Source organism: Mycobacterium sp. KBS0706 (assembly GCF_005938675.2).
GTDB lineage: Bacteria > Pseudomonadota > Alphaproteobacteria > DSM-16000 > Inquilinaceae > Inquilinus.
The window spans coordinates 1-22,387 of sequence record NZ_VCCH02000034.1 but is presented as its reverse complement, the minus strand read 5'-3'; the positions used below and the strand labels follow the sequence as shown (position 1 = coordinate 22,387).

26 protein-coding genes and 1 tRNA gene are annotated in these 22,387 nt (G+C 64.4%); 7 read left to right on the top strand and 20 right to left on the bottom strand.

All coding sequences use genetic code 11. From position 1 onward, the window contains the following. Nucleotides 1-32: 32 nt before the first annotated feature. Nucleotides 33-1,052, bottom strand: coding sequence for an RICIN domain-containing protein (locus FFK22_RS19290; RefSeq protein WP_306770136.1), 1,020 nt, complete (start codon nt 1,050-1,052; stop codon nt 33-35). Between the two features lie 390 nt (nt 1,053-1,442). On the opposite strand from FFK22_RS19290, the gene FFK22_RS19285 reads away from it, so the two are divergent. Then, a tRNA-Thr gene (locus FFK22_RS19285) sits at nt 1,443-1,517 on the top strand. Here FFK22_RS19285 and FFK22_RS19280 read toward each other — a convergent pair. The 19 genes from FFK22_RS19280 to FFK22_RS44470 all read right to left on the bottom strand — a co-directional run bounded on the left by FFK22_RS19280 (nt 1,496) and on the right by FFK22_RS44470 (nt 16,219). Beyond that, nucleotides 1,496-2,590 carry a tyrosine-type recombinase/integrase gene (locus tag FFK22_RS19280; protein WP_186002543.1) on the bottom strand — a complete coding sequence of 365 codons (1,095 nt, stop codon included), beginning with the start codon at nt 2,588-2,590 and terminating at the stop codon, nt 1,496-1,498. The two genes, FFK22_RS19285 and FFK22_RS19280, sit on opposite strands and share 22 nt — an antisense overlap. A gap of 46 nt (nt 2,591-2,636) precedes the next feature. Further along, nucleotides 2,637-2,903, bottom strand: a complete 267-nt coding sequence (locus tag FFK22_RS19275) for an AlpA family transcriptional regulator (protein ID WP_138889095.1) — start codon at nt 2,901-2,903, stop codon at nt 2,637-2,639. Continuing rightward, nucleotides 2,903-3,121 carry a hypothetical protein gene (locus tag FFK22_RS19270; protein ID WP_138889096.1) on the bottom strand — a complete coding sequence of 73 codons (219 nt, stop codon included), beginning with the start codon at nt 3,119-3,121 and terminating at the stop codon, nt 2,903-2,905. The genes FFK22_RS19275 and FFK22_RS19270 overlap by 1 nt, the downstream gene beginning before the upstream one ends. Before the next feature lie 680 nt (nt 3,122-3,801). Then, nucleotides 3,802-4,137 (bottom strand): DUF736 domain-containing protein, encoded by a 336-nt coding sequence (locus FFK22_RS19265; RefSeq protein ID WP_186002542.1) that lies wholly within the window; start codon nt 4,135-4,137, stop codon nt 3,802-3,804. A 273-nt stretch (nt 4,138-4,410) separates the two neighbouring features. Further along, nucleotides 4,411-4,986 (bottom strand): hypothetical protein, encoded by a 576-nt coding sequence (locus tag FFK22_RS19260; protein ID WP_138889098.1) that lies wholly within the window; start codon nt 4,984-4,986, stop codon nt 4,411-4,413. A 1-nt stretch (nt 4,987) separates the two neighbouring features. Beyond that, complete coding sequence (locus FFK22_RS19255) at nt 4,988-5,269, bottom strand: hypothetical protein (RefSeq protein WP_138889099.1); 282 nt, start codon at nt 5,267-5,269, stop codon at nt 4,988-4,990. Then, on the bottom strand, nt 5,266-5,667 hold the full coding sequence (locus FFK22_RS19250; protein WP_138889100.1) for a hypothetical protein: 402 nt from the start codon (nt 5,665-5,667) through the stop codon (nt 5,266-5,268). The genes FFK22_RS19255 and FFK22_RS19250 overlap by 4 nt, the downstream gene beginning before the upstream one ends. Next, nucleotides 5,664-6,551, bottom strand: a complete 888-nt coding sequence (locus FFK22_RS43070) for a TrbI/VirB10 family protein (protein WP_186002541.1) — start codon at nt 6,549-6,551, stop codon at nt 5,664-5,666. Before FFK22_RS43070 ends, FFK22_RS19250 begins: the two co-directional genes overlap by 4 nt. After that, on the bottom strand, nt 6,548-7,015 hold the full coding sequence (locus FFK22_RS43065; RefSeq protein WP_186002540.1) for a hypothetical protein: 468 nt from the start codon (nt 7,013-7,015) through the stop codon (nt 6,548-6,550). The genes FFK22_RS43070 and FFK22_RS43065 overlap by 4 nt, the downstream gene beginning before the upstream one ends. Nucleotides 7,016-7,017: 2 nt before the next feature. Then, nucleotides 7,018-7,908: a TrbG/VirB9 family P-type conjugative transfer protein gene (locus FFK22_RS19240; protein WP_138889102.1), complete on the bottom strand. Its 891-nt coding sequence runs from the start codon at nt 7,906-7,908 to the stop codon at nt 7,018-7,020. After that, nucleotides 7,908-8,624 carry a hypothetical protein gene (locus FFK22_RS19235; protein ID WP_138889103.1) on the bottom strand — a complete coding sequence of 239 codons (717 nt, stop codon included), beginning with the start codon at nt 8,622-8,624 and terminating at the stop codon, nt 7,908-7,910. Before FFK22_RS19235 ends, FFK22_RS19240 begins: the two co-directional genes overlap by 1 nt. Further along, on the bottom strand, nt 8,621-10,147 hold the full coding sequence (locus tag FFK22_RS19230) for a hypothetical protein (protein WP_138889104.1): 1,527 nt from the start codon (nt 10,145-10,147) through the stop codon (nt 8,621-8,623). Before FFK22_RS19230 ends, FFK22_RS19235 begins: the two co-directional genes overlap by 4 nt. Before the next feature lie 9 nt (nt 10,148-10,156). After that, complete coding sequence (locus tag FFK22_RS19225; RefSeq protein ID WP_138889105.1) at nt 10,157-10,585, bottom strand: hypothetical protein; 429 nt, start codon at nt 10,583-10,585, stop codon at nt 10,157-10,159. Next, the gene (locus FFK22_RS19220) at nt 10,582-11,586 is read right to left on the bottom strand and encodes a hypothetical protein (protein WP_138889106.1); all 1,005 of its coding nucleotides are present in this window, start codon (nt 11,584-11,586) and stop codon (nt 10,582-10,584) included. The genes FFK22_RS19225 and FFK22_RS19220 overlap by 4 nt, the downstream gene beginning before the upstream one ends. A gap of 28 nt (nt 11,587-11,614) precedes the next feature. Then, nucleotides 11,615-12,238, bottom strand: a complete 624-nt coding sequence (locus FFK22_RS19215; RefSeq protein WP_138889107.1) for a hypothetical protein — start codon at nt 12,236-12,238, stop codon at nt 11,615-11,617. Next, the gene (locus FFK22_RS19210; RefSeq protein WP_138889108.1) at nt 12,204-13,034 is read right to left on the bottom strand and encodes a hypothetical protein; all 831 of its coding nucleotides are present in this window, start codon (nt 13,032-13,034) and stop codon (nt 12,204-12,206) included. The genes FFK22_RS19215 and FFK22_RS19210 overlap by 35 nt, the downstream gene beginning before the upstream one ends. Next, on the bottom strand, nt 13,031-15,487 hold the full coding sequence (locus tag FFK22_RS19205) for a VirB4 family type IV secretion system protein (RefSeq protein ID WP_138889109.1): 2,457 nt from the start codon (nt 15,485-15,487) through the stop codon (nt 13,031-13,033). The genes FFK22_RS19210 and FFK22_RS19205 overlap by 4 nt, the downstream gene beginning before the upstream one ends. Nucleotides 15,488-15,564: 77 nt before the next feature. After that, a complete protein-coding gene (locus tag FFK22_RS19200) occupies nt 15,565-15,900 on the bottom strand; it encodes a hypothetical protein (protein ID WP_138889110.1) in 336 nt (111 codons plus the stop codon). Between the two features lie 13 nt (nt 15,901-15,913). Continuing rightward, nucleotides 15,914-16,219, bottom strand: a complete 306-nt coding sequence (locus tag FFK22_RS44470; RefSeq protein ID WP_138889111.1) for a VirB3 family type IV secretion system protein — start codon at nt 16,217-16,219, stop codon at nt 15,914-15,916. A gap of 405 nt (nt 16,220-16,624) precedes the next feature. On the opposite strand from FFK22_RS44470, the gene FFK22_RS19190 reads away from it, so the two are divergent. The 6 genes from FFK22_RS19190 to FFK22_RS19165 all read left to right on the top strand — a co-directional run bounded on the left by FFK22_RS19190 (nt 16,625) and on the right by FFK22_RS19165 (nt 22,249). After that, nucleotides 16,625-16,996, top strand: coding sequence for a hypothetical protein (locus tag FFK22_RS19190; protein ID WP_138889112.1), 372 nt, complete (start codon nt 16,625-16,627; stop codon nt 16,994-16,996). Between the two features lie 197 nt (nt 16,997-17,193). Then, the gene (locus FFK22_RS19185; protein ID WP_186002538.1) at nt 17,194-17,841 is read left to right on the top strand and encodes a response regulator; all 648 of its coding nucleotides are present in this window, start codon (nt 17,194-17,196) and stop codon (nt 17,839-17,841) included. Further along, a complete protein-coding gene (locus FFK22_RS19180) occupies nt 17,842-18,543 on the top strand; it encodes an FkbM family methyltransferase (protein ID WP_138889114.1) in 702 nt (233 codons plus the stop codon). Continuing rightward, nucleotides 18,536-19,081 (top strand): hypothetical protein, encoded by a 546-nt coding sequence (locus FFK22_RS19175; RefSeq protein ID WP_138889115.1) that lies wholly within the window; start codon nt 18,536-18,538, stop codon nt 19,079-19,081. The genes FFK22_RS19180 and FFK22_RS19175 overlap by 8 nt, the downstream gene beginning before the upstream one ends. 2 nt (nt 19,082-19,083) lie before the next feature. Continuing rightward, a complete protein-coding gene (locus FFK22_RS19170) occupies nt 19,084-20,418 on the top strand; it encodes a sensor histidine kinase KdpD (RefSeq protein WP_138889116.1) in 1,335 nt (444 codons plus the stop codon). A 13-nt stretch (nt 20,419-20,431) separates the two neighbouring features. After that, nucleotides 20,432-22,249: a diguanylate cyclase domain-containing protein gene (locus tag FFK22_RS19165; RefSeq protein WP_138889117.1), complete on the top strand. Its 1,818-nt coding sequence runs from the start codon at nt 20,432-20,434 to the stop codon at nt 22,247-22,249. Nucleotides 22,250-22,387: the final 138 nt, after the last annotated feature.

The following is a 22,387-nucleotide window of genomic DNA, read 5'->3' as shown; positions in this document are numbered from 1 at the left end:
CGCGCTGGGCGCCGGCCTGCGGTCACCTTCCTTCAGTGCGATGCGGAGTGGCCGTTGCCGGCCCGGGCCTCGGCCGTCGCAGCCGCGCCGGGCTGCCAGGCCGCGCCCAGCACCACCTGGCGGGATTCGGCCGCCGCCACGGTCTGCCAGACCTCGTTCGCCTGGCCGCCGCCCCAGTTCCAGGTCCCCATCCCCAGAGGTCCCTTCGGGATCGGATGCGGGTTGCCGAAAACGTTCCAGTTCTGATCGCTGTCGGCCCAGGGCCGGATGGCCTGGAAGGTGCCGCTGGCGCCATAGGTCCAGACCGCGTCCGTGTTCATCTGGCTGGCCGGCCGCTGCAGCAGGCGGGCGCCGTTGCCGTAGCCGTTGACATAGGCCAGCAGGCCGCTGGTCTTGTTCACGATCGAGAAGCCGGACATCCAGCTGGTCACGGTGAAGGCGAAGTTGCCGAACGGCGCGCCCGACGAGAAGTTGTCATCGACCACCAGTGCCCCGGCGATGTCGCCCGGATGGACCGAGAGCTGGAGATAGGCCGCCATGCCGCTGACGAAGGACTGCATCCGGGTCGGGCGCGGCCAGACCGAGGCGACGCTGGAGATCGTCCAGACCTCGTTGCCGTCGCCGCCGCTCCAGCCCCAGGTGCCGATCGCCGTGCCGACGACCGCATGCGCGCCCAGGGCGTTCAGGTTCTGGCTGGTGTTGAGGGCCAGGCGGATGGCGGTGAACTTGTCGTCGGGCCCGGTCTTCTGCCAGACATCGCCATGGGCGTTGAGGATGACCCGGCTGTCGCTGCCGGTCGCGGCCAGATAGGTGCCGGTCGCCGCGTTGCGCAGATAGAAGCCGCCATTGGCGGATTCCATCGTCCATTGCTGGTTCGGGTCGTTGCCGTTCAGCCACTGCAGGCTGACGAAGCCGTCGCCCGAGGGATTGGCCGAGACGACCAGATCCGGCAGCATGCCGGATTGGATGACGATGGTTCCATTGCTCATCGAGAATCTCCATTGGAATGGGTTGATTGAATGGCATCGGGCGGCCGAAACGGCCGCGGTCACGTCACTGTGGAACTGCCCGCGCGAGGTCACGGTCACGGCCACCGCCGGCCCGTTCGATCACGGAATGCTCACAAGCCAAGCTTGACCCCGGCACGCTCCATACCGGACGCCGTCAGGAGGCAATATCGCGACGGCGATTGCTAAAACTATAAGTATATTTGACACTTTTCACAGAAATCGAGCAAACGGATATTAGGATGCAAAGCCTTTTGGAGTCAACAGACATCATATCGGCTCAGATGCTCGAAATCTTATCATAATATTATATTCAATATTTGGTGCCACGAGCGAGTTCGGCGGCGGTAGGGGGAGCGGTCTCGGCGGCCGCGCCGGGCGCCACGGCCGTTGACGCTGCGGCGTGCGCCCTGTATAGGGTGCCCGCCCTGCGGCGCCGAAGTAGCTCAGGGGTAGAGCAACTGATTCGTAATCAGTAGGTCCGGGGTTCAAATCCCCGCTTCGGCACCATTCCTTCCAACTCGGCTTCCCGTTTCTCCGTTCGGACTTCCAACTTTCGTTCTCTTTCGGTACTCCTCCAGCTTGGCGATGGCGTTGCGGGCCATCACCGAATTGCGCGGTAGATAGGTCTCCAGGATCGACACGCAGCGGGCCAAGCTGTGCCCCGTTATCGCGCTAATTTCCGGTATCTCGCAACCGGCTTCGGCCAGGGCGACCACCGCCGAGCGGCGCAGATCCCGATATTGCAGATGCCCCAGCCCGATCGCGTCGCGTATCTCCGCGAATAGATGGGTGAAGTTGTGGACCCTGTAGGGCCGCCCGGTCGACTCGGAAACCACCATGGTCGGTGACTTCTTCTCCGTCGCATCGAGCGCGTCCCGAAGCTCCGCGAGCACCGGAACGTCCAGCAGCACTTTCGTCTTGCTCTGGCGCAGCCGGATGACATCGCCGTCGTACTTCGACCACGGCATTGCCAGGACATCGGTCTCGCGCTGTCCCAGGTTGTAGGCCAGCAGGACAGCGAGCGCGATCGACCGGCGGCCGACGTCTGCGGCGCGGGTGCAGAAAGCCTGCACCTCGTCCATCGTCCAGACCTGCTGCCGGGGCTGAGTCCCGCGGAGGTGCTGCTTCTCTGCCGGGTTCTCTCCGACAAAGCCTTCATCCTTCGCGACGGACATCAGGATGCTCAGCATCCGCATGACGGCGTTCGCCTTCGATGGCGTCTTGTCCACCATCGACCGGTAGAAGGTACGGACGATTCTCCGAGTGATCGAGCGGAGCGGCGGATGCCCGGCGCGTTCGGACCACGCCTCAAGCACCTTCATGCACCAGTCGTAGCTCTGCTTCGTCTTTTCGGCGAGGTCGGTGTAGCGCGGGTCGGTCTGGTAGAGCCGCACCAGCCAGGGAATCGTCTCCGGCTTCAACGGCACGGGCAGGTTGCCGGTGCGCCAAGCGTCGAGTTGCGCATTCAGCCTCTCGGCCTCGGCGATGGCGTCGGCCAGAGCGTTGGTGGCTTCGGCGATCCGGCGCGGCAGAAAGCCTGCCGACCGAAGTGCCACCGCCGGCTGCCAATAGTAGAGCACGTGCCCGCCCTTCTGGAGCTTGGCGACAAGGTACCGGATTTTCGGCCTAGCCATGGCTCGCCCTCATCCACGCGTCGTCGTAGTCTTCGACGGCCGGATTATCGGGGATCATGCCGCTGTTTCGGTCAAGCCATTGGTCAATTGCGCGCTTGTCGAACCCTCCGATCAGCGGCAGCGGCGGCGGGAAGCCGGCAGCCTCCAACTCCGCGCGATGCTCGGAGAACCAGGTCAGTGAACGGCCAAGATAGGCCGCCACCTGCGCAGCGCTCAACACGCGCGGGAGAATGGAAGGTCTGGCGACCGCCTTCGTCATCACGCCAGCCCGAGCATCCGGTCCGGGTTCAGGAACTGCCGGATGAGCGTCATCTGCGCATGGATATCGCCGTCAATCAGAGCGGCAACGCAAAGCAGGGCGGCGGTCTTCACCAGCTGCGACGCGTTGTCGCGGAAGTGCTGGTCGGTGTTGCCCCGCGCGAACCACTTCGCTGTGCCGATCCGCCCCGGGTTCATGTCGTCCTGGGTGTCGTGCACCGCGGGTACACCGGCGCGCTCGCTCGGTCATGAGCTTCGGTTGCGCCGGCGAGGCATCCGACGATGTGCCCGACCATCACGCCGGACAGTGGCTTCGGGTTCGCACCGATGGTCGTGATGCAGGCGACGACAAACCCCGCGCCGCAGCCAAGGGCTGTGGCCCAGATGACGACAGCGGTGCGCTGGCGCATTAGTCAGTCTCCGATCGCGTGATGTGAAATTTGACGGCATAGGCCACAGGTCCCTGCGAGTTTGCGCTGCTGACCGCCAGATGGCCTCCTGTCGGCCGAGATGGCGCAAGCTCCGGCACCTCTCGCGAGGCGCCAGACATGAAAAACTCGGCCACAGCCGCATAGATCAGCAGTGCAAGGGTCATGGTGGTCCGGCGGAGGCGCGCGATCGCTTCTTCGTCGGCCGGTCCGTCGGGAATCGAGCGCGACTCAAAGGCCGCTGCCGAGGCCGCAGAGTGCCCCGACCTCGATGACCGCCGCGCCCTTGGCCAGGAGTTCGACACCGAGCGCGAGAGGCCGTTCGGTAAGGGACCACGTAGTTGAATATGCCGGTGCCGACGGCACAGCCGATTGCCGTCCAACTGACGATGACGACGGAGCGAAGCGTCATGGTGAATCCCGACTAGGCGTTGAACTGAGTTCGCTGCGGAGAAGGGACGGATCTGCCCATTAGGGGGCAGATCCGTCCCTTCCTGGATTGCGGGACCACACCATGTCGAAACGCTTGGCATCGAGTCGGTTCTGGAACAGGGCGGCGCTCAGCGGCGACGGCCAGCTCGGATCGTCGAGGCGAATCGTGTAGTAGGGCGGCCGCCCGTTCTCCTGCTTGGCCCAGGCGGCACCAACCTCGGCATCGCCGGAGAATGCCAGTAGGTCAGGAGCCCTGCCGTTGCCGTCATCCTGTTCCGGATTGGGGACCAGGCGAACCTCAAGCTTGACGGTGAGCGTGGTGATCTGGCCCTCGAAGATTTCGTCCCTACGGGTGAACGAGCCGATTCTCTGCATCTGAATTGTCCTCCATTCGAGATGAGTCATGCATGGAGGGACGGGAGCCCGGTTAGGCCCCCCTCCCCGTCTCGTGTCAGAACCGAAACCGGAACCCGCCGGCGCATGCGCCGGCCATTTCGCCGCCAGGTCGCGAGTACCTTTTGCGCCGACGTCGAGGGCTGAGCCTCGCGGGGCGACGGGCCGGCGCTGGCGGCATTGCTGGCAAGGGGCATCCGTCGGGGTTGCCCCCGACACCCCAAAGTTGGCCTGCAAGGTGGGCGACGGTCCGCATCAGTAGTAGATCCGGCCCGAGTTGTAGGCATCGCTCTGGCCCGGGGAGATGGTGATACTGATAAATCGACCACCCTTCGGCCCAGAAATGCGCGCGTATTTGTAGAGCGTCACCCACTGATAGCGGCAATTGCCTTCGCGCCCGTAGCTTCCGCGGCACACATATTCCTTGTGGGGGGTCTTCTGGTAGCAGGCAGCACTTCCGGCCACGCCGAACGGCCGCCGGTAGTTGTCCGGCAGGTCGCGATAGCCGTTCTCATTATCGCTGTCCGATGCAGCCATGGTCAGCCCGGCATCGCAGTAGAAGTGTGACCCCATGCTGTAGGTGAAGTCGTCGTAGTCCGTGCCGTCGGAGGTGCTGCACGTCCCGATCGGCGGCTTTGTGTCCCGGAGACGCTGGATCATGTAGCTGTAGGCGGCGGAGCAGATCCCCATGCCGTCGTTCGGGAAGCCGCCCGGGATGCAGAGGAGAAGCGCGCAATCGAGGTCGACGCCGTCCTTCTCCTGGGCATGGGCGTCGCCGGCGACGCCGAGGACGACGGTTAGAAGGGTCGCTAGCAGTATCCTGCAGATCACCTCAGCCTCCATTCTGGATGAGAGGAGTCGGTGCCGCCGTGGCGTTTGGCAGCGGCTGGACGACAATGGCCGAGTGCCGCCGGCGCGCACCCACGCGCGGCCGGTCGGTGGCCCCGATCCCGTCGAGCGACTGGAAGGAGACCCGAGATGGGGGCGAGCGCTGGAAGCTGTTGCGCATATTCGAGTAGTAGGGCTGGGTCTCCATGTCCTCGTAGTCGGGATATTTCGAGGAGCAGGCTCCGAGGGCGACGAGCGCCAGGCCGAGGAGCATGACGCGGATCATGAAGCTCCTCCGGTCCTGTCGAAGGTGACGAGGCGCAGCTGGTCGTCGACGATCAGCCGGCGGCCCTCACCGAGGATGAGAAGCAGCGCCCTGGTGGCGCTGGTGATCTCGTTGGGCTTCGCGAAAGCGAGGGGCGACACGGGCTCGGCGGCGAGCCGCGGCGCCTCCTTCGGGCACCGTTTGCAGAAGAGGACGAGGCTGTAGCCGCTGCCCTCGAGGAGGTATTCGGCCGCGTCGCCGATGGTGCGGGCATCGGGCGGCAAGGTCATGCGCACGGCCTGTGAGCGCAGATCTGGCCGGGCCGGCTTCACGGCCGCCGTGACAGGACGGGCGCCAGGCTGGGCAGCGCAGGCCCCGAGCGATAGGACGACCGCCGCGAGGGTGAATGCCTTCCTCATCGGCGCGCCTTCTGGAAGCTGTAGCGCTCCGGCGATCCCCAGACCGGCGCGATCGTCTCGCGCATGAAGAAGATGTTCACCGGGGCGCCGGGGCGGATCTCGACGGTCGGAACGAGCTGGGTGTAGCGCTCGATGATGGCCTTGCCGTTGTCGCTGAGCGCGTTGACGGTCGTGTCTCCAATCCGGGACGCGCTGTCGACGCCAAGCGCCTCGGCGATGACCGAGGGTAGAGCGTCGGCAATGGAGCTGCCGCCAACGGCCGCGGCCTGGATGTCGAAGTGATAGTCGACCTTGTCCTGCACGCCGGCGATGCCGGTGCCGTCGAGCTGGTACTGTCCGATCAGGGGGATGGTCCGGGAGTCCGGCAGCACGATCATCAGCGGCGTGAAGACGAGGCGATTGTTGATCGGCTCGTTGGGCCCGGCCGAGCGCTGGGTCATGCCGACGATTGTGGAGCCCATCGGCGCGATGACGGCGCTGCGATCGATGTTCATGAGCGGCTGGGTCAGCGTCGCGCGCCACGGGCCCGGGTAGTCGGAATTAGCGGTCATATTGACGACGGCCGAAGCGATGGTGCCGACAGCGATCTTGGCCGTCGGCCCGCTGTAGCCTTCCGGCATGGCAGTGACCGCCTCGAAGCCGGTCGGCTTGGTGCGGTCGATAGACGACTGGTCCTCGGTCCGGTACGGCTGACCCGGCGCCCGCTCCGTGGCGTCTCCATCGGGACGACTCGGAAGATTCCGCGGATCGACGGGCGGCCCCGCCTGGTCGCGCAGGGCGCCCTCGATCTCGCGGCGAAGCCCGTCGAGCTGGTCCTGTGCGGGCGCTCCCTTGCACGGCGCCAAGAGGGCCAGGCCGGCGACGAAGAGATGAATTGGCCTCATTTCCGCTGTCCCTCCTCCAGACGACGGTTCAGGTCCTGGATCTGCTGGTCGAGGTCCTCGGCGCGCTGCTGCGCAATCGGCGCGGAAGCCTGGCTCGCGCCGGCAGCCGACGGCTGGGATCGGGCGGGCGCGGACTTCACCGACATGCTCTTGCGAAGCTCCTGCATGGCGTCGACCTCGCCCTGGGCAAGGACCGGCGTCGGGGCCACGCTCGGGGCGGGTGACGCGTCCTTGGGCTTGTTGGCCTCGAGCTGCTGCAGGAAGGTGTTTTGCGGATCCGGGGCGGGAGCCTCGGGCTTGGTGGCTTGGTCGGTGGCGAACTGCTTCGGGGTCCGAAGTGCCATCTGCACCGCGACCGCCACGACGACGATGACCAGGAAGATGCCGAGCACGATCAAGCCGCGCTTGATGTGGTCGGGCCTGGCCTGGGTCGGGGTCGCCGCAGGAATGGGCTCGGCCGTCATGATCAGAGCTTCCGATCGACGCGGGCAAGGATCCCGGCGAATCGGAGCTCGATCCGCTCATGCAGGCCCTGGATCGTGTAGACGCCCGTCAGATCGTCATAGGCGTAGTTGAGCGCCATAGTCTCGTCGCCCTGGATGGCGACGACGGCCGGGGCGCCGGCGGCGTCGCTCAGGATCCGAACGTAGGTGTTCCGGCCATCGTCGAATGCGGCGCTGATCTCGAAGGGCGGGGGGACCTTGGAGTAGCCCCAGCTGTAGGAGGTGTTGACCGAGTATTTGAACGCCGAGATGGCGTCTCGCGCCTGCTTCGCTGCGGTGTCCGACAAGGCACTGATGGTCGCTTGCTGCTGGCGGTTCAGCGCGGCTGTGCGCCGTCGCTGGTCCTCCCGTTCGATCTGCAGTCGGCGCCGCTCGTTGGACAGCGCGACACGTTCGGTCTCCAGTTCCTGCAGGCGGTCCGCCGCACCCCGAATCGGGCGGGTGTCCGCCACAGCCCAGCAGGATGTCGCCGGTACATCCGGCGAGATCTCGAATACGAAATCATAGCTGCGGCCATCCTGGGTGAGCACCGACACGCCGGCGGTGGACCCGGCGATCGTGGTGGTCTTCGGGCGCACCCACAGCGATGTCTCCCCCGTCGGAGCGGTGAAGTCGTCCCACAGCGACGGCGCCGAGTTGGACACGTCGGCGATCGGCGAAGGGAAATTGACCCTGGTGGCCACCTGCGGATGCGCTGACAGCGTGATCCGAAGGTCTGCATCGACATTGAGCGTTCCGCAGGCGGCGTAGACGGGGGCTGCGGGCCTGGAAGTGGCCGTCTGCGCGTGGGCAGCGCCGGCGGCGGTGATCATCGAGAGGATCGTGGTGGTGGTGATGAGGGTAACGGCGCGCATCAGGCGTGGTCCTCCCTTTCGTCCTGGGAGATGATTTCGATGGAGAGCGGGTTGACGGCGAGACGTTCAAGGTTCGGACCCTGCGACGCCTGGCTGGCGGGTCGCAGGGTCCAGTCGAGCGAGATGATCTTGTTCGTGCGCGAGAGGACGCCCCCGGCGGCGTCGCGCTCCGTAACGGTGATGAAGGCGGCCGACTTGTAGATGGCCGCCTGCGAACCTTGGGCTGGCTTCAGGAGCGTGTTGTCGATGCCGCGCACCGTCACCTGAGCGCGGGGGCAGGAGACGCAGGTGACGGCGGCCCGGGCCTTGTCGGCTGCCTTAAATTCGCTGAGGAATTTGGCGGCCTCGGTCGGGCCGAGGAAGGTCGAGGCATTGCCGTAGTCGGTGTCGATGGTCTTCGGTTCGATCCGGAAGCGCCAGGTCAGGTAGTTCGTCAGGGAGCCGTAGACCGCCTTGTCGAAGTAGCGGTCGGCCTGGCCCCCATCGTCCAGGTATTCGGCGTAGCCGTCCCCATTGGGGCTGAGCTTGACCCAGGCGACCCGGACATTGTTGGCGTACTGGTCGACCATCCGGACATAAGCGAAGGCCAGGATCGCGACGGCGGAGGCGAGCAGCAGGACGAGAAGCAGCAGCGCGTTCCGGGTCCTGGTGCTGCGTGCGAGGGCGGTGATGGTGCGGGTGCGGGCCAGCTGGTCCTGATAGGTGCTGTCGATCACTTGATCCCCCTGGAAACGATGGTCGTGAGGGTCCTGGAGAAGCTGGTGGACAGGGCGGCGCCGGCGCCGGACCAGGCCGCGGCGATCCGCTGGGCCTGGAAAATGGCCATGGTCCCGAACAGGATGACGGCGACGATGAGGGCCCGGGCGAGCAGGCCGGACACGACGGTCTGGCCGACGGTGTCGGCCGAGAACTGGATGTCGAAGGCATAGGAGACCAACAGGACGTTGGCGATCATCACGGCGTTGACGATCAGGACGAAGATCGCCAGCGAGATGATCTGGCGGATCCAGCCGGCGAAGACGAACTCGAGCCGGCCCGCCATCATGAAGGGGATGGTGATCAAGCCAATCAGCTTGAGCGCGAAGAAGTAGACGATCGGCCAGATCGTCGCCCAGGCGATCGCAAGGAGATACAGGGTCTGGACGAACAGGAAGGCGACGGCGAACCCGGCCGAGGCGATCCCGCCCGTTCCACCAAGGGCGCTCCACCCGCCTTCCTCGTCCCGGAACTGTATATTGGTGACGACCTTGTAGAGATAGGCCATCGGGGCAAAGGCATCGTCCGAGCCCAACGCCGTCGACTGAAGAAGGCTGGCGATGGAATAGGGCGTCCAGCTGATTACGGTTGCCACCACGGCATAGGTGGCGAAGGCGGCGGCAACGAAGCCGGCATAGGCAACGCGGCCAAGTGTCTGGGCGCCGGTCGCCCGCTGGATGACGTAGAGCATGATGACGCCGACCAGGTAGAGGGCGCCGATCGCGGTCAGCAGCAGCACGCCGAGGCGGTAGAGGTCGCTGCCTTCCTGGACAAGGTCTATCAGCTTGCTGGCGATGTTCTGGTTGAAGCGGTTGATCGTGGCCGTCCAGGCCGCGATCGTCGCGAAGTTGCCGGTGGTCTCGTCCTGGCCAATGCCGGGATTACCGCCGCCGCCGGGGATCTCCGGGGAGCCAGTCTCTAGCGAGGCATTGCCGGTGATCGCCTCGATGTTGTGGCCGGCACCGCTGACCAGGTACTTGCAGATCGAGGTGCCGTTGCCGTCGGTCGTCTTGTTCGGACCATCGCAGCTGTAGCCGTTGCGAACGAAATTATCGAGCTTGCCGCCGGCGCCGCAGCCGAACTGGCAGGCCATCAGGATCGATGATTCCGTGAGAGTCGTGCAGACGCCGTTGTAGCAAACCTCATGTCCGACGGCCGAGGTGAGGCCGTTGCGCTGTGCCTTGCCCCATTCGTCTTGCGCGTACTCCATGTACGCGTCGACCTGAGCCTTCGGGTCGCTCAGGAAATTATCGACAGAGCCCTTGTAGTACTGTTCCAAGGTGCCCGGGCAGAACTGGAACGCGCCAGCGCAACCGAACTGGTTCTTCGACCCCCAGCTCCCCTCGTTGACCGTCACCGACGACAGGAAAGGGGCGACGCTCGACGGAGCGCCGACAGCGATCAGCTCGTCGACCGGCACGGCCGCCGCGGCGGTGCCGTGGAGCAGCAGCAGGCCGAGGAGCGCTTTCCAGAGGCTGCGCATCGCCGGCCCCTAGGGTAGCTCGACGACGCGATCGCAGGCGCGCAGCGCCTTCAGATCGAGCCGGATCGAGTAGAAGCTCGGCGAGGCGCAGAGCTGTTCACGCTCCAGCAGCACCCGACGCGTGCCGGCGGGATCCTGCAGGACGACACGGACAGGGCAATCCTGTGGGGTGTCACATAAGCCTCGGCCGACCAACTGGGAGACGACCACGGTTCCGCGGTTGGTGCGAAGGGAACCGGCGAAGATGTTGGGCGCGCCGGCGACAACCTCCGCGACCTCCTGGTCAGACCAGATCGCAAGCGGGTCGCCGCTGGTGGCGTCAGCGATCTTCTTCAGAGGGATCGGAGCGAACTCCTGATCTTGCGCGCAAGCCGGCGCCACGGCGGCCGCCAGCAACCCGGCCGCGACGACGGCGGGGAGGAGGTGTCTGCGGATCACTTCACGAGCCCCTTGGTGAAGGCCATGGCGGCGGTCCGCGCGAGGCCGGATGAGAGGGCATCCGAGCCCGTCCAGGCCGCGGCGATGCGTTGCGCCTGAAACAGGGCGACCGTGCCGAACACGATGATGGCAATGACCAGCGCACGGGCGAGCAGGCCAGAGACGATGGTCTGACCGATCGTGTCGGCCGCCGAGAACGGGAGGTTGAAGGCGAAGGCGACCAGCAGGACATTGGCGATCAGCACGCCGTTCACCAGGAGGATGAACAGCAACAGCATGAAGAACTGACGGAGCCAGCCGTAAAAGACGAACTCCAACTGGCCTGCGAACAGAAACGGGATCGTGATGAAGCCGATGATCTTCAGGGCGAACAGGTAAATAATCGGCCAGAGCGTCGCCCAGGCGATCGCCAGCAGGTAGACGGCCTGGACGAAGAGGAAGGCGACGGCGAAGAGCCCGCTGCTCAGCGCGGAATCGATCTGACCGACGATGTCGTACCAAGCCGTGTCGGTCTTGAACGTGACGTTGGTGACGACCTTGTAAAGGTAGACCATCGGGGCAAAGGCATCGTCGGTCCCGAGGGCCGCCGTTTGCAGTGTGGTCGCGATCGCGTAGGGGGCGGCGCTGAACGCCCGGACAACTTCGCCATAGGTGACGAAAATCGCCATGACGATAGCGGTGTAGACGATGCTGCCGAGCAGCTGCGGCCAGTTCTTGTCTTGGAACACGTAGCGCGTCACCGCGATGACCAGGTAGATCGCGGCCAGCGCTGTCATGAAGACCAAGCCGATGTTGTAGTAGTCGCTGCCCAGACTCGTGATCTCGTTGATCTTGCCGGCGATATCCCGATTGAACCGGTTGATCGTCGCGGTCCAGGCGCCGACAGTTTCGAAGTTGCCGGTCGTGTCGCCGTCGGCCGACCAGGCTGCCCGTGCCTGCCCGAAGGCGGCCAGGCCGAGGATCGCAACAGAGAATCGTCGAGCGTTCGCTGCCCAGGGCATGCGCAGAATCCCGTCGGTGGGGGTGGGGTCAATCGAAGAGGGAGTTGAACTCTCTCAGGGTGTCGGTGACGCCGTCGAGCGGCCCTCCTGATGGCGAGGGCGGCCGCTGGCCTGCCCTACAGTTGACCTGCTGGCACACCTCGTTGTCGGGGATGTGGGAGCCCTCGAGGTCGATGCCGGTTCGGACGCCGCGACGCGCGAGAATGTCGTGGACGCAGCGATATTCAAATTCGATGCCCTCGCGCGAAACCTCCCCGCGCGCAGCGGCTTCGCTGCCGCGCAGGCTGACCGCATAGCGGGCTTGCAGCCGGTCGCCGGCAAGCTGGTTTGCCGTGTCGCGAAGCGTGGCGTTGCCGAGCGTGGCGTAGTTGGCATCGCAATAGGCATTGGTGCCGCGCAGCCGCGGATTGTCACGCTGCAGCTCCTCCCGCTCCCGGTCGCGGCAGAAACCCCGCGCGGCGATGTTGCCGCGCCGGCAGGCCGCGGCCACAGCCCGCTCGATGCGCTGGCTCTCGGCCTGGTAGGCGGGGTCGTAGACGCCGCGCGGCTGTGCAGCGATTGCGGTGCCGATCATGGCAACGCCAGCGATCACGATGGCAATGGCGCACCGCATCGGCTCAGTTCCCGAACGAGGAGAGAGGAACAGGCGCATGGGTGCCGGACCGGATCCGGGCCAACTCCTGCTGGCGGGCCAGCTGCGCCTCCAGCTCTCGCTTCCGAGCCTCGAGGTCGACGAGGCGCTTCTGCACGTCCTCCGTCCGCATCGCTCGCAGTTCGCCCACCACCTGGTCGAGTTGGTAGCCCTGCTGGATCTGCACGCCGGCGCTGAGCTGCATGGTCGCCGCCATGTCGTTGTCGCCGAGGCCCGCGAGGTCGGCGGCACGATCGTCGAGAACCTGCCGGGCCTTCGCGCTCTGCTCCGCACTCTGGTTGAGGCTCTGCGTCGTCTTCAGGATGGCCTCCTGATCGTCGAGGAGGAGGCCGTTGCTGGTGGCGATGGAATCGACGACGCCGGGCGAGGCCCCGGCCTCGCCGAGGATCTGGCGGATATCCGTATCCGTCCGCGGCAGGTCGAACAGCTGGCCGAGCTTCTGCCGGGCCAGCTGCTGGAAGTTCTGGGCGTCCGATTGGATCCCATAGAACTCCGACAGCACCGTCTTCGCCGCGTCGCTGTTGAGGAGGTCGCTGTACTGCTTCAGCTCGTCGGTGAGCCAATCGAGGTTGCCCAGCCGCTTGGCGTTCTGGATCGCCTGGGTGGTCTGGCGGGCCAATTCGTCGAATTGCTGCTTCATCGCCTGTAGCTGCTTGAAATAATAGTCGGCGTCCTGGGCAATGGCCGACGGGTCTATCGTCGGCACGCCCCCCGCGTGCGCAGCACCGAGCGGCATGGCCGCGAGCGAGAGAGCGACGAGGGTGGTTGCGCTTCGCATGGCGATCCTCCGGTTCACGCTGCCTTGCCTTCGATCTGGGACGTCCCGAGAGCCGCGATCTCCACCGCGGCGCGGGCGATACCCTCGGTCAGACCGTGCTCCCGGATCAGCCGATCGCGGATTGCCGCTTCCCGTGGGTGCGAGGTGTTGATGACGTGCTGGGTCGGGTCGACTCGAAGGGTCAGCGTCTTGCGGACGTCGAGCTCGGGCTGGACGAGGTAGACCTGCTTGCGGGGCTCGAGCTGCCGGATCGCGGCGATATCGCCTTCGGTCAGGTTGAAGGTTTCGCGATACTGGTCGGCGTCCATGTGCCGGTCGGCCATGAAGAAGAAGCTGCCGGCGGCGCTGCGGATCGCCGTCCAATCGGGAATCCGGGCATATTCTGTCGGCGACTGGCTCCACAGGGTGATGCCGGCGCCCCACTTCCCCCAAGTCCGGACCTTCTGGACCAGATAGTCCCGGAAGGCTGGGATCGAGAGGGCATGGTGGGCCTCGTCGATCTGCAGCATCTTCGGGATCGACTGGTAGGCCGGATCCTCGAATGACCGCGTCACGCGGTAGAAGAGGTCGAACAGGACCGGCTTCAGCACATTAGGATAGTCGCGGTACTTGCCGAGATTCCAGGTCGAGATCGACTTGTCGAGTTCGCCTATGGCGTCGCTCTCGGCGTTCATCAGCCCTTCGAAAAGGCCGCGCCGCATCCAGCGCTCGAATTTGCGCCGTGTATTGTGGTTGAGGTGACCGAACAGCTGGGAGAGGCTGCGCATATCGGCCGGCATGTTCATGACGGCCCGGATCGACCGGTCGACATCCCTCTGCTCCTCCCGATCGAGGTGACGATCGCCTTCGGAATCGTTGGCCTGGAGGAGGAGCTGCAGCTGCTGTGCCAGGTAGGTGGCGAAGCCCGGGTCATCCTCGCCCTGCTGCGAGATGAAGGGGTTCAGGCCGCCGCTCTCGCCGAGCGCCAGGTAGCCGCGGCCGCCCTCGGAAAACACGTCGCAGACGCACTTGCCGCCAGGATCGATGTCGACGGACCGAATGAACCCGCCATATTTCAGGAAGTGGCTGGCGACCGTGTTCATCAAGAATGTCTTTCCCGACCTGACCGGGCCAACGCCAACGCTGAAGGCGCGGCCGTTGACGTAGGCCGAGAAGTGGAAGGGCTCGCCGGTCGAGGTCTCGAAGATAAAGGTCGACTCCTCGTCCCCGAGGTCGGCGATGACCGGCTGGCCGATCCGGCTCTTCAGCGCCAGGGACAGCACGCCATGGCGGGATGATGCGATGGTGCTGAGCCGCTTTGAGGCGCTGGCGCCGCCGGGCTGGACCGATCGGAAGGCGAAGGGCAGGCCGACGTTCTCCCACACCAGGCCGACGCTACGGTTGGTCATGGCCGCGTTCATAGAGCGGACGAGGCCCGCGATCGCGGCAGGGTCCTCATGCGGGACGACGAGAGCTGAGAAAGCGGTTCCCCATCGGTCGGTGCGGGCATCCGCCGCCTCGATGGCCGCGAGCTTGTCCTTGTGTTTCGGTCGTCGTTCCTCGGTCGTGGTGGTCGTCTCGCCCTTAACGATGTTGACGAGATTGATGCGCGTGCGCTCAACGGCGTTTCGCGCCGCGGCAAACTTGGCGGTCTTCGCCAGCTCGCCCAGCGGCTCGAAGTGATGGACGATCGTGTAGTCGCCCTTCTGCCGCAGTGGCGCGTCGGCGCCGTTCGCGAGCCAGCCGAGAGGATCGGTTGGGGTTCCCGTGACGGATCCGATGCGCGCGTATCGCGTGACGGCCCCGTGGAGCTTCAGATGAGCCGCGCCGCGGATCTCGATCGTCTCGATGTCGCCGGCCGGCAGCTGAATGTCCAGCTCGTCATCCGGCATCGGCAGACGCCCGTGCCGCTCCTCGGCGAGGTGCGCCGGGTCGAATGTCGCCAGATAGCGCAGCAGCGACCAGAATTCGCTTCGGTCGACGATACGTGCCTGGCCGAGCTTGCCCCAGAGGCCGACGATCTTGTCCAGGCTGTCGCTCGAGCGCTTCGCCAGGTGGCTCATGCCTTCCCGGCTGAAGATGGTCGCCGACGGATTGCGCAAGCGCTTTGTGAGCTTGTCGCGGCGGCGCGGGTCGAAGAGGCCGCCGCCGAGGATATCCCGCAGGTCGCCGAACAACGACGTGGTCGCAGCCCCGTCATCGGCGAACTCATAGACGTGATACAGCCACGATCGGGCGAGGCCGCGATCGTTCAGAAAGGTCTCCCGGGCCCGAGACACCGCTTCGTTGAGCGGATTCGGCCGCTGGCGGAGCCGCACTGGCACCCGGTCGAGGTGGATGTAGTACTGGGTCACGCCGGCGCCGTGAGGCAGCTGCTCGGCGATCTGGGCGGCGACGAGGGCGACATGCGAGAGATCGCCGCGGGTGAGGGCGTCGAAATCCGCGCCTTCGACGGCTACCGCCGTCAGCAACGTCCCACGCTTGGTGACCACGAACCGGTCGCCGAACGGGGCGAAGACGGGAAAGGCTTCGGTGATGTCCTGCTCTGCTCGCATGTCGCCGATCCCGCCTAGCCGCCAGTCCCGGCGGTGAGGCCGAGGTCGGCCATCCAGGTCGCCATGTTGAGGAGGAAGATCCCGCCGATGGCGCCGCGCGCGACCCACCCCATGGGCCCCTCTCGCGGCATGAAGACCCAGATCGCGATGCCGATCGCGACCGACGCCGCGATCACGGCGATCGCCCACGGGCCGGTGGCGAAGGTCACCCAGGCCTGCAGGAAGGTGGTCAGAAGCGTCGTTCCCTGGTTGCCAGTGGCAACTGTGCCGATGCTGACCTGCTGTTGAGCGACGGCCCGGCCCGCCATCGCGGCGAGTGCCAGGGCCGAGGCCGCAGACTTTCTCATCATCTGCCGTGCTCCGTCATTCGATCCAAAGGATGGGGCGGCGCTTCGCGCCGATGGTCCAAGCCGCGCACCAGGGCGGCCGAAGCCGCGCGATCCAGATGTCGAGGGCGTCCGGGTCGTCTCGGTGCATGACCAGGAGGCCGCCGACGCTGAGGATCCCGAGAACGATTCCGGCGATGGTGTTGACGCCGATGGCGAGCAGGAAGCTGGCCATGACGAAGGTCATGAGGTGCTTGGCCGGAGCGCCGAGAATGGAGCTGCCGCTCCGCAGCTCGTCGTTGCCGGCGATGTTCCCCGATGAGGAATGAGTGCCGTCAGCCATGGACGCGGCCCGTCAAGGCCAGGATCCGGCTGAGGCGTTGCAGGTGAGTACCCACAATTTGTGCGGACATGTTACAGTCCGCCGTCTTCAGACGTGCCATTGCTAAACCCGGTGGTCGATTTGGAGACTGGCCGGGCGGGTGCTGGAATCACCCGTCCGGCCGCCTTCGGACGTCGGGGTGCTAGAATCACCCTCCCGTCCAAAATTGCGTGTGCTGCGTCTTTCCCTTTCGTTTTCCTCCTTCTGTTGCCGATCAATCCGTCGTGACCGCGCCGGGACTCGTGTGTCGGGCTCCTGCAGCCTCGCTCACACCGGCCCGCCCCTTTGTGTGCTCGAAATTGAGTGTTACATCACATTTGATCCTACGCCTAATCGTGTCAAGCGCGGGTTGGGAGCAATGGACGAATGAGGGCGATTTCGATACCGGATGCGGCCATGGAAAATTACCCATGGCAGATTCGTGCAAAGAAGGCCGGGCTGACGCAGCGCCTGCTCGCACGCTTGCTTGGGCACCACGAACGAACCGTGTCGAGCCAGCTCCGCGGCCATTGGCAAAGCGGCGTTCCCCAGCACGTGAAGGCGGCGATCATTGTCTGGGAAATGCTCGCGCCCGAGCAGCGCCAGCAGTGGCTTGCGGCCGTCGAACATGAGCGTGCCGTCTCCGACAGCACGACGGCGGACGATGGCGCTGATACCGTTTCCATCAAACAATATCGAATTTTAGAGAAAAAGTTGGCAAAGCTGCAGGAACTCAATAAGAAGCTAGCCAAACCGTAAGGTGAGTAGCCGTAAAGCAGTGTGGCCGACATCCCTTTCATCTGCTCCTCTCGTCTTCAAAAGCCCAGCGGTTGTGTAGAATCAACTGTCGGTATGACTGCTTCCCTATGAAACTCATTCCGGAACTCGAAAAAAGGGGCGCGCTCCACCCTATTAGGAGTACGGTGCAGGTGGTCCTATGAGGCATGGACAAACCTATGATGATCTCCGACGAGCAGACGGTTCGTGCACTCGTTATCGAGGACCACGATCTCATGCGCCTGAGCTTAATCAACGAACTCAAGCGGTATTTCCGCAGTTGCATCGTCTTGGGCGCTGCGACCTGGGAGACCGCCGCCGCGCTCATGGCGGAAAGCGATTTCGATCTGGTCATCACCGACCCTGGCCTACCTGGATTCGACCCCACAGCCCCCTCGCACCGGCTCGCAGTGATCAGAGAGGCTGTCGAAGCTTGTCCACGGGCCCTTCACGTGGTGATCACCGGCTCGGACAAGATGGAGGAGGGCCTGGCCGCCCAGAAGCTCGGCGCCAATGCCTATATCGCGAAGACGGGCCTTGACGGCGATCGCCTCGTTGCGGCCCTGCAAAGAATTTCCGAGGAGGGTTTCTATATTTCATTGTCGGAAATTCCAAATAGGCCACCAGAGTACCACTACTCTGCGCTCACACCTCGCGAGCAGGATATAATTGACTACATGCGCCGGCGCTCAAGCGGAGTTAAGCGCAAGGACATATATGAATCAATGGGAGAACGCTTCGGCATTGACCCGTATACGGTGGAGAAATACTACAAGCAAGCTCGTGCCAAGCTGTTGAGAAACGGCGTCTATCCAAAAGGAGCTTGAATGAAGCCAGTGCTCGTACACGGTTTGCGGGTGCCGGTTGACCGAGGGGAAGTTTCGCCGACGATTTGGTCCGCCCTCGTGGAAGGAACCTACGAGGCGAAGGAAGCCCGATGGGCGCCCAAGGCAGCCCGGCCAGGTGATCGCATTCTCGAGCTAGGCGCGGGGATCGGAGTGATCACGTCTCTTCTGGCGTCAGTGCCTGATGTGACGGTCTGGGCCTTCGAGGCCGACCCTGACTCCGCCGACCTCGCACGTCGGGTGCTCAAGGCGAACGGCCTGAGCAACGTCGAACTGCATCAAGGTCTCCTGGCCGCCGGCGAGCCGCGGGAATTCACATTCTACAAGCGCCGTGATCTCTGGATGTCCTCTCTGGTGGAGCACCAGGGCAGCTATGACGACGTGATCGGTCTGGTCTCGCAGGATATCGACGCCGTCGTGCGGCGCCACGCGATCAGTCTGCTCGTCATGGACATCGAGGGGGCCGAGCTGGAGCTTCTCTCCCGCGCGGAGCTCCCGGGAGTCGAACGCATCTTCTGCGAGCTGCATGACCACCTGTACGGACTCGAGGGTATCCAGGAGATCACGGTTCAGCTGGCACGGAAGGGCTGGGCCTATGATCCCCGAGGGTCCCGCGGGCCTTGTGTGCTCTTCAATCGGGATCGATCACCGCGAGAATATTGCCCGGAGGACACGGATGCGTAGTTGGCCCAAGCTTTTCTGCGCGGCCATCACACTCCTGGCAGCCTCAGCCGCCGAGGGAGCCGATGACGACGCTCAAAGCATCGTCGTCTATGGCGCTGACAAACAGGTCCTCCGGACCTTCACCTACGAACAGCTTCGGACCACATTTCCACAGCACGAAATGGAAACAATCACGCCATGGAGCAAAGGCGGTGCCGCCCTCCGCTACCGGGGCCCGGCCATGACGGATGTTCTCGCTCAGAGCCGATTGCCGAGCATGGTGACCATCAAGTTTGGTGCCTATGACGGATTCAAAGCCTACGTTAAGATGGAAGAAATAGATACCTACAAGCCTATCTTGGCCCTGGAGATCGCGTGCTCGCCAAAGGTAATCGCTCAGAACGCCTGCTTGGAACCCGGCGATTATCGCCCACTAACACTGGAAGAACATGGCCCCTTTCTGTTGATGTGGCCACTAGATCAGATGCCTGCATACTACTCTCCGCAGCGTAACTCCATTTGGGTTTGGTTCGTCACCTCGATACAGCCTCCGGACTGATCATGCGCAACGCAGTCGAATTCCTGCAGAGAACCTATCGTTTCCTCGCGGCCCGCGGTACGGCGATCGGCCTGCTTGTGATCGCCGTTGCCCTGGTCCTGACCGTCTATGCCTTCAAGCGGTCCGAAGAATATCGCCAGGCTACGGAAACGATCATGTCGCAGACGTTCGAGGTCCAGGACCGGGCCAGCCAAGTACGGGAAAGGCTGGCAAACGCTATCGCCGATATCAAGGTGGTGCGCGCGACCGGCAAAGACGAAGTCGGCTTGGAAAAGGAACTTCGTCTCCTGAAGACAAATTTGATCACCCTGCGGAACCTGGATTATTCCCCTCGGTTCCTGCAAGAGCACGACATGGCGGCCCTCGACCGATCGATAGCGGTCGTCGACGAGATTCTGGCCAGTGCCCGGGGAAACGATCCCATCACATCGTATGGCGCGGCCATGAGCAGGCTCGAGGCGATGCAAGAGGATGTTTGGAGTGTCGCCGGCTCGTCCACGGCCCATAGCCAAACTCTCAGCGAGACGGCCTGGATCTCATCGAGCGCTGCGCGCAATGCCGCGCTGTTCGCTGTCGCTGCGCTGCTCGTGCTCGTAATGTTGGCGATGTTCGTCCATGCGGCGACGCTGTCGAAGCGCCAGGATCAACGCAGCCGTAGTTTCACGTCGCTTTTCGCCCACCAGACCCGCACCCGAATCGCAGCGCTCGTGCTGTTTTTCAAAGCCATCGACCTCAATACACTGCCCGACCCTGAGCTAGTCTCAGCTGCGGAGAGGGCGGCCAAGGAACTCGATTCCATCAACAACAGCATTCTCCTGATGTCGGGCACGACGAGGCCGACTTCGGATAAAGAATCGCTGGCGTCGGTCTTGGTCGCCCTGCAAATCGAGCACGGCCACGCCGTCTCGATCAACGATGTCTCGGAGGCCGAGGAGATTCTTGTCCCTACGCCGCATCTGCGCCTGATCCTCAGCGAGCTAGCCCAGAATGCAAAGCATGCGATCGCAGCGCGCGTCGGGAGTGCCGATGAACCACGCATCATTGTGTCACACAGGATTCAACGCCAATGGTTCTTCTGGCGTCAACTCGTGATCGAAGTTGCGGACAACGGCATTGGCATGAACCGGGCGGCTCGGCGCAAAGCGACGACGCCGTTCTTCTCGACGAGGGCGGGCAGACACGTGGGGCTTGGCCTTACCGGCTGCCTGCAGCTGGTCCAGACCCTAAAGGGACATCTCAGGATCATCTCAAAGCCCGGTGTCGGCACCACCATCCGTATCCGTGTGCCTGTGGGCAAGGCACAGCCAGCGGCCGTGGTTACCCGCCAGACAGCTTGATGCGACATTTCTGATGCGCGCTTATCCTCGCGACGTGCTGGAGGCGACGGGCCTTACCTTCGTCCTGGCGGTGGTCGGCATTGCCACCAAGGGGGTCGAGCCCCTGGCCTTGTTCTGGCCGGCGAATGCCGCGCTGATCGGCTGGTTCCTACGTCGACCAAACCGCCCTCATCCGCTGTGCTGGGCTGGTGTTATTGTGGCCTTCGTCGCAGCGGATCTCTGCTATGGGCGCAGCATCCAATTGGCGCTGGTACTGCTTCTCGCCAATCTCGCCGAGATCGTGACCGGCGTACTGTTCCTCGCGCCTATGGGGCCCGACGACCGCGAGCTGGCACACCCTCAGGCGGTCCTGCGCGTCACCGTGGGCTGCGTTCTGCTGTCGCTGGCCGGCGGCATCGCCTCTGCACTCGGCTTCGCCTGGCTCGGTGATCCGGCGATTCTGTTGAACACCGCGACCTGGTGGATGTCAGGAATGGCCAGCGTGGCGGCGATCCTTCCCGTCGCGCTCACAATCCCGGCCAGGCCCTGGCGGCTAGAACAATTTGTCAGCGCGGTCCGCCAAGAGGGGCCGGAATTGATCGGGCCAATGGTCCTGCTGGTCATCATGGCCGTCGTCGGCGCGGTCACCGGTGGGATCGGCACAACTGGCTTCCTGTTGCTGCCGCTGATCTGGTCCGCTATGCGCTGCGGCATTTTCGTGACGACGGTTCTGGCTGCGCTAGCCGGGCTTTGGATCTTCGCTGCCCTCGGCCTCGGCCTCGACCGGCTGCCCTCACACACACTCAACGAAGATCCGCTCCGAGTCCTTCTGACGGTCCGCTTGTCGGTCGCACTGGTCGCGCTCGCTGCAGTCCTGGTTGCCAGCATCATGGCCGGGCGACGGAGGGTCGAGGCGCGCCTGGCCGAAAGCGAGCGGCGCTTGGCGCTTGTCTTCGAGGGGACCAACGACGGGATCTGGGACCTGGATGTGCCGTCGGGCCAGCTCGCCGCCCTCAATGCCTCATCTCTCGTAACCCGGAGCCAATCGGCGCCCCGACGCCCATTTGAAGAGTGGCTCAGTCGGATGCACCCGGAAGATCGTGATCGCGTCGCGGCGGAACTGGATCGTCACCTGGCTGGTGGTTCGCCAGGATGCGTGGTCGAATATCGCTGGCCGAGCCCCGATGACGGGTGGATCTGGCTTCTGGCTCGCGGGCGAGCAGTGGAGCGCGATCACACCGGCCGGCCTGTGCGGCTTGTCGGATCGTTCATGGATGTGACCGCGCGCAAAGCGCTCGAGCAGCGGATCGAGCACATGGCGAACCACGATGCGCTCACCGAGCTGGCGAACCGGCATGCCCTGGATGCTGCCCTGCGGGAGCGGATCGCGGCATATCAAAAGGACGGGTCCAGAACATTGTTGATGGTGCTCGACCTGGACGGCTTCAAGGCCGTGAACGATGGTCACGGGCATCTGGCTGGCGACACTGTTCTGCGCGTGCTGGCGCGGCGCCTGAGGGACGAAGTTCCCGGAGCGATGGTGGCCGCCCGCATCGGCGGCGACGAGTTCGCTATCGTCGGACCGGATCCTGGCGCGGGCGGTGCCGAAGCTCTCGCACGCCAGATCGGGGAAGCTCTTGCAGCCCCGATCCAGGTCGGGGATGCGATGGTTTCTGTCGGCGCCAGCTTCGGGTGGGCTTTCCTGCCCGACGACGCCAAGGATGACGGCGGTCTATCGGCTATCGCCGACACCCGCCTCTACGCGGCGAAGGAACGGGATCTGCGGCCTGGATTGGCGATCGCGGGGCGCCCCTTGGTCTCCTGGCGGCGCCCGCCGAATGCCGCCGTTTAGCCGGCGAGACACCCTAGTGGTCACAGTCTGACACTTGGTACCCGCCTGGTGAGTCGGCTAGGGGCGGAAAGCGGACCTCCGATAACGCCCGGACTTCTGCCCCTGATGGACCTATACCGCCAGGCATCGGCAGCCAAA

What these genes read in the sequence shown, in the direction of transcription:
- FFK22_RS19165 (WP_138889117.1), top strand. Translation starts at nt 20,432, where the DNA reads ATGCGCGCTTATCCTCGCGACGTGCTGGAGGCGACGGGCCTTACCTTC.
- FFK22_RS43070 (WP_186002541.1), bottom strand. Translation starts at nt 6,551, where the DNA reads ATGAGGCCAATTCATCTCTTCGTCGCCGGCCTGGCCCTCTTGGCGCCG.
- FFK22_RS19240 (WP_138889102.1), bottom strand. Translation starts at nt 7,908, where the DNA reads ATGCGCGCCGTTACCCTCATCACCACCACCACGATCCTCTCGATGATC.
- FFK22_RS19230 (WP_138889104.1), bottom strand. Translation starts at nt 10,147, where the DNA reads ATGCGCAGCCTCTGGAAAGCGCTCCTCGGCCTGCTGCTGCTCCACGGC.
- FFK22_RS19185 (WP_186002538.1), top strand. Translation starts at nt 17,194, where the DNA reads ATGATGATCTCCGACGAGCAGACGGTTCGTGCACTCGTTATCGAGGAC.
- FFK22_RS19215 (WP_138889107.1), bottom strand. Translation starts at nt 12,238, where the DNA reads ATGCGCCTGTTCCTCTCTCCTCGTTCGGGAACTGAGCCGATGCGGTGC.
- FFK22_RS19190 (WP_138889112.1), top strand. Translation starts at nt 16,625, where the DNA reads ATGAGGGCGATTTCGATACCGGATGCGGCCATGGAAAATTACCCATGG.
- FFK22_RS43065 (WP_186002540.1), bottom strand. Translation starts at nt 7,015, where the DNA reads ATGACGGCCGAGCCCATTCCTGCGGCGACCCCGACCCAGGCCAGGCCC.
- FFK22_RS44470 (WP_138889111.1), bottom strand. Translation starts at nt 16,219, where the DNA reads ATGGCTGACGGCACTCATTCCTCATCGGGGAACATCGCCGGCAACGAC.
- FFK22_RS19200 (WP_138889110.1), bottom strand. Translation starts at nt 15,900, where the DNA reads ATGATGAGAAAGTCTGCGGCCTCGGCCCTGGCACTCGCCGCGATGGCG.
- FFK22_RS19265 (WP_186002542.1), bottom strand. Translation starts at nt 4,137, where the DNA reads ATGCAGAGAATCGGCTCGTTCACCCGTAGGGACGAAATCTTCGAGGGC.
- FFK22_RS19275 (WP_138889095.1), bottom strand. Translation starts at nt 2,903, where the DNA reads ATGACGAAGGCGGTCGCCAGACCTTCCATTCTCCCGCGCGTGTTGAGC.
- FFK22_RS19250 (WP_138889100.1), bottom strand. Translation starts at nt 5,667, where the DNA reads ATGAGGAAGGCATTCACCCTCGCGGCGGTCGTCCTATCGCTCGGGGCC.
- FFK22_RS19180 (WP_138889114.1), top strand. Translation starts at nt 17,842, where the DNA reads ATGAAGCCAGTGCTCGTACACGGTTTGCGGGTGCCGGTTGACCGAGGG.
- FFK22_RS19170 (WP_138889116.1), top strand. Translation starts at nt 19,084, where the DNA reads ATGCGCAACGCAGTCGAATTCCTGCAGAGAACCTATCGTTTCCTCGCG.
- FFK22_RS19255 (WP_138889099.1), bottom strand. Translation starts at nt 5,269, where the DNA reads ATGATCCGCGTCATGCTCCTCGGCCTGGCGCTCGTCGCCCTCGGAGCC.
- FFK22_RS19220 (WP_138889106.1), bottom strand. Translation starts at nt 11,586, where the DNA reads ATGCCCTGGGCAGCGAACGCTCGACGATTCTCTGTTGCGATCCTCGGC.
- FFK22_RS19175 (WP_138889115.1), top strand. Translation starts at nt 18,536, where the DNA reads ATGCGTAGTTGGCCCAAGCTTTTCTGCGCGGCCATCACACTCCTGGCA.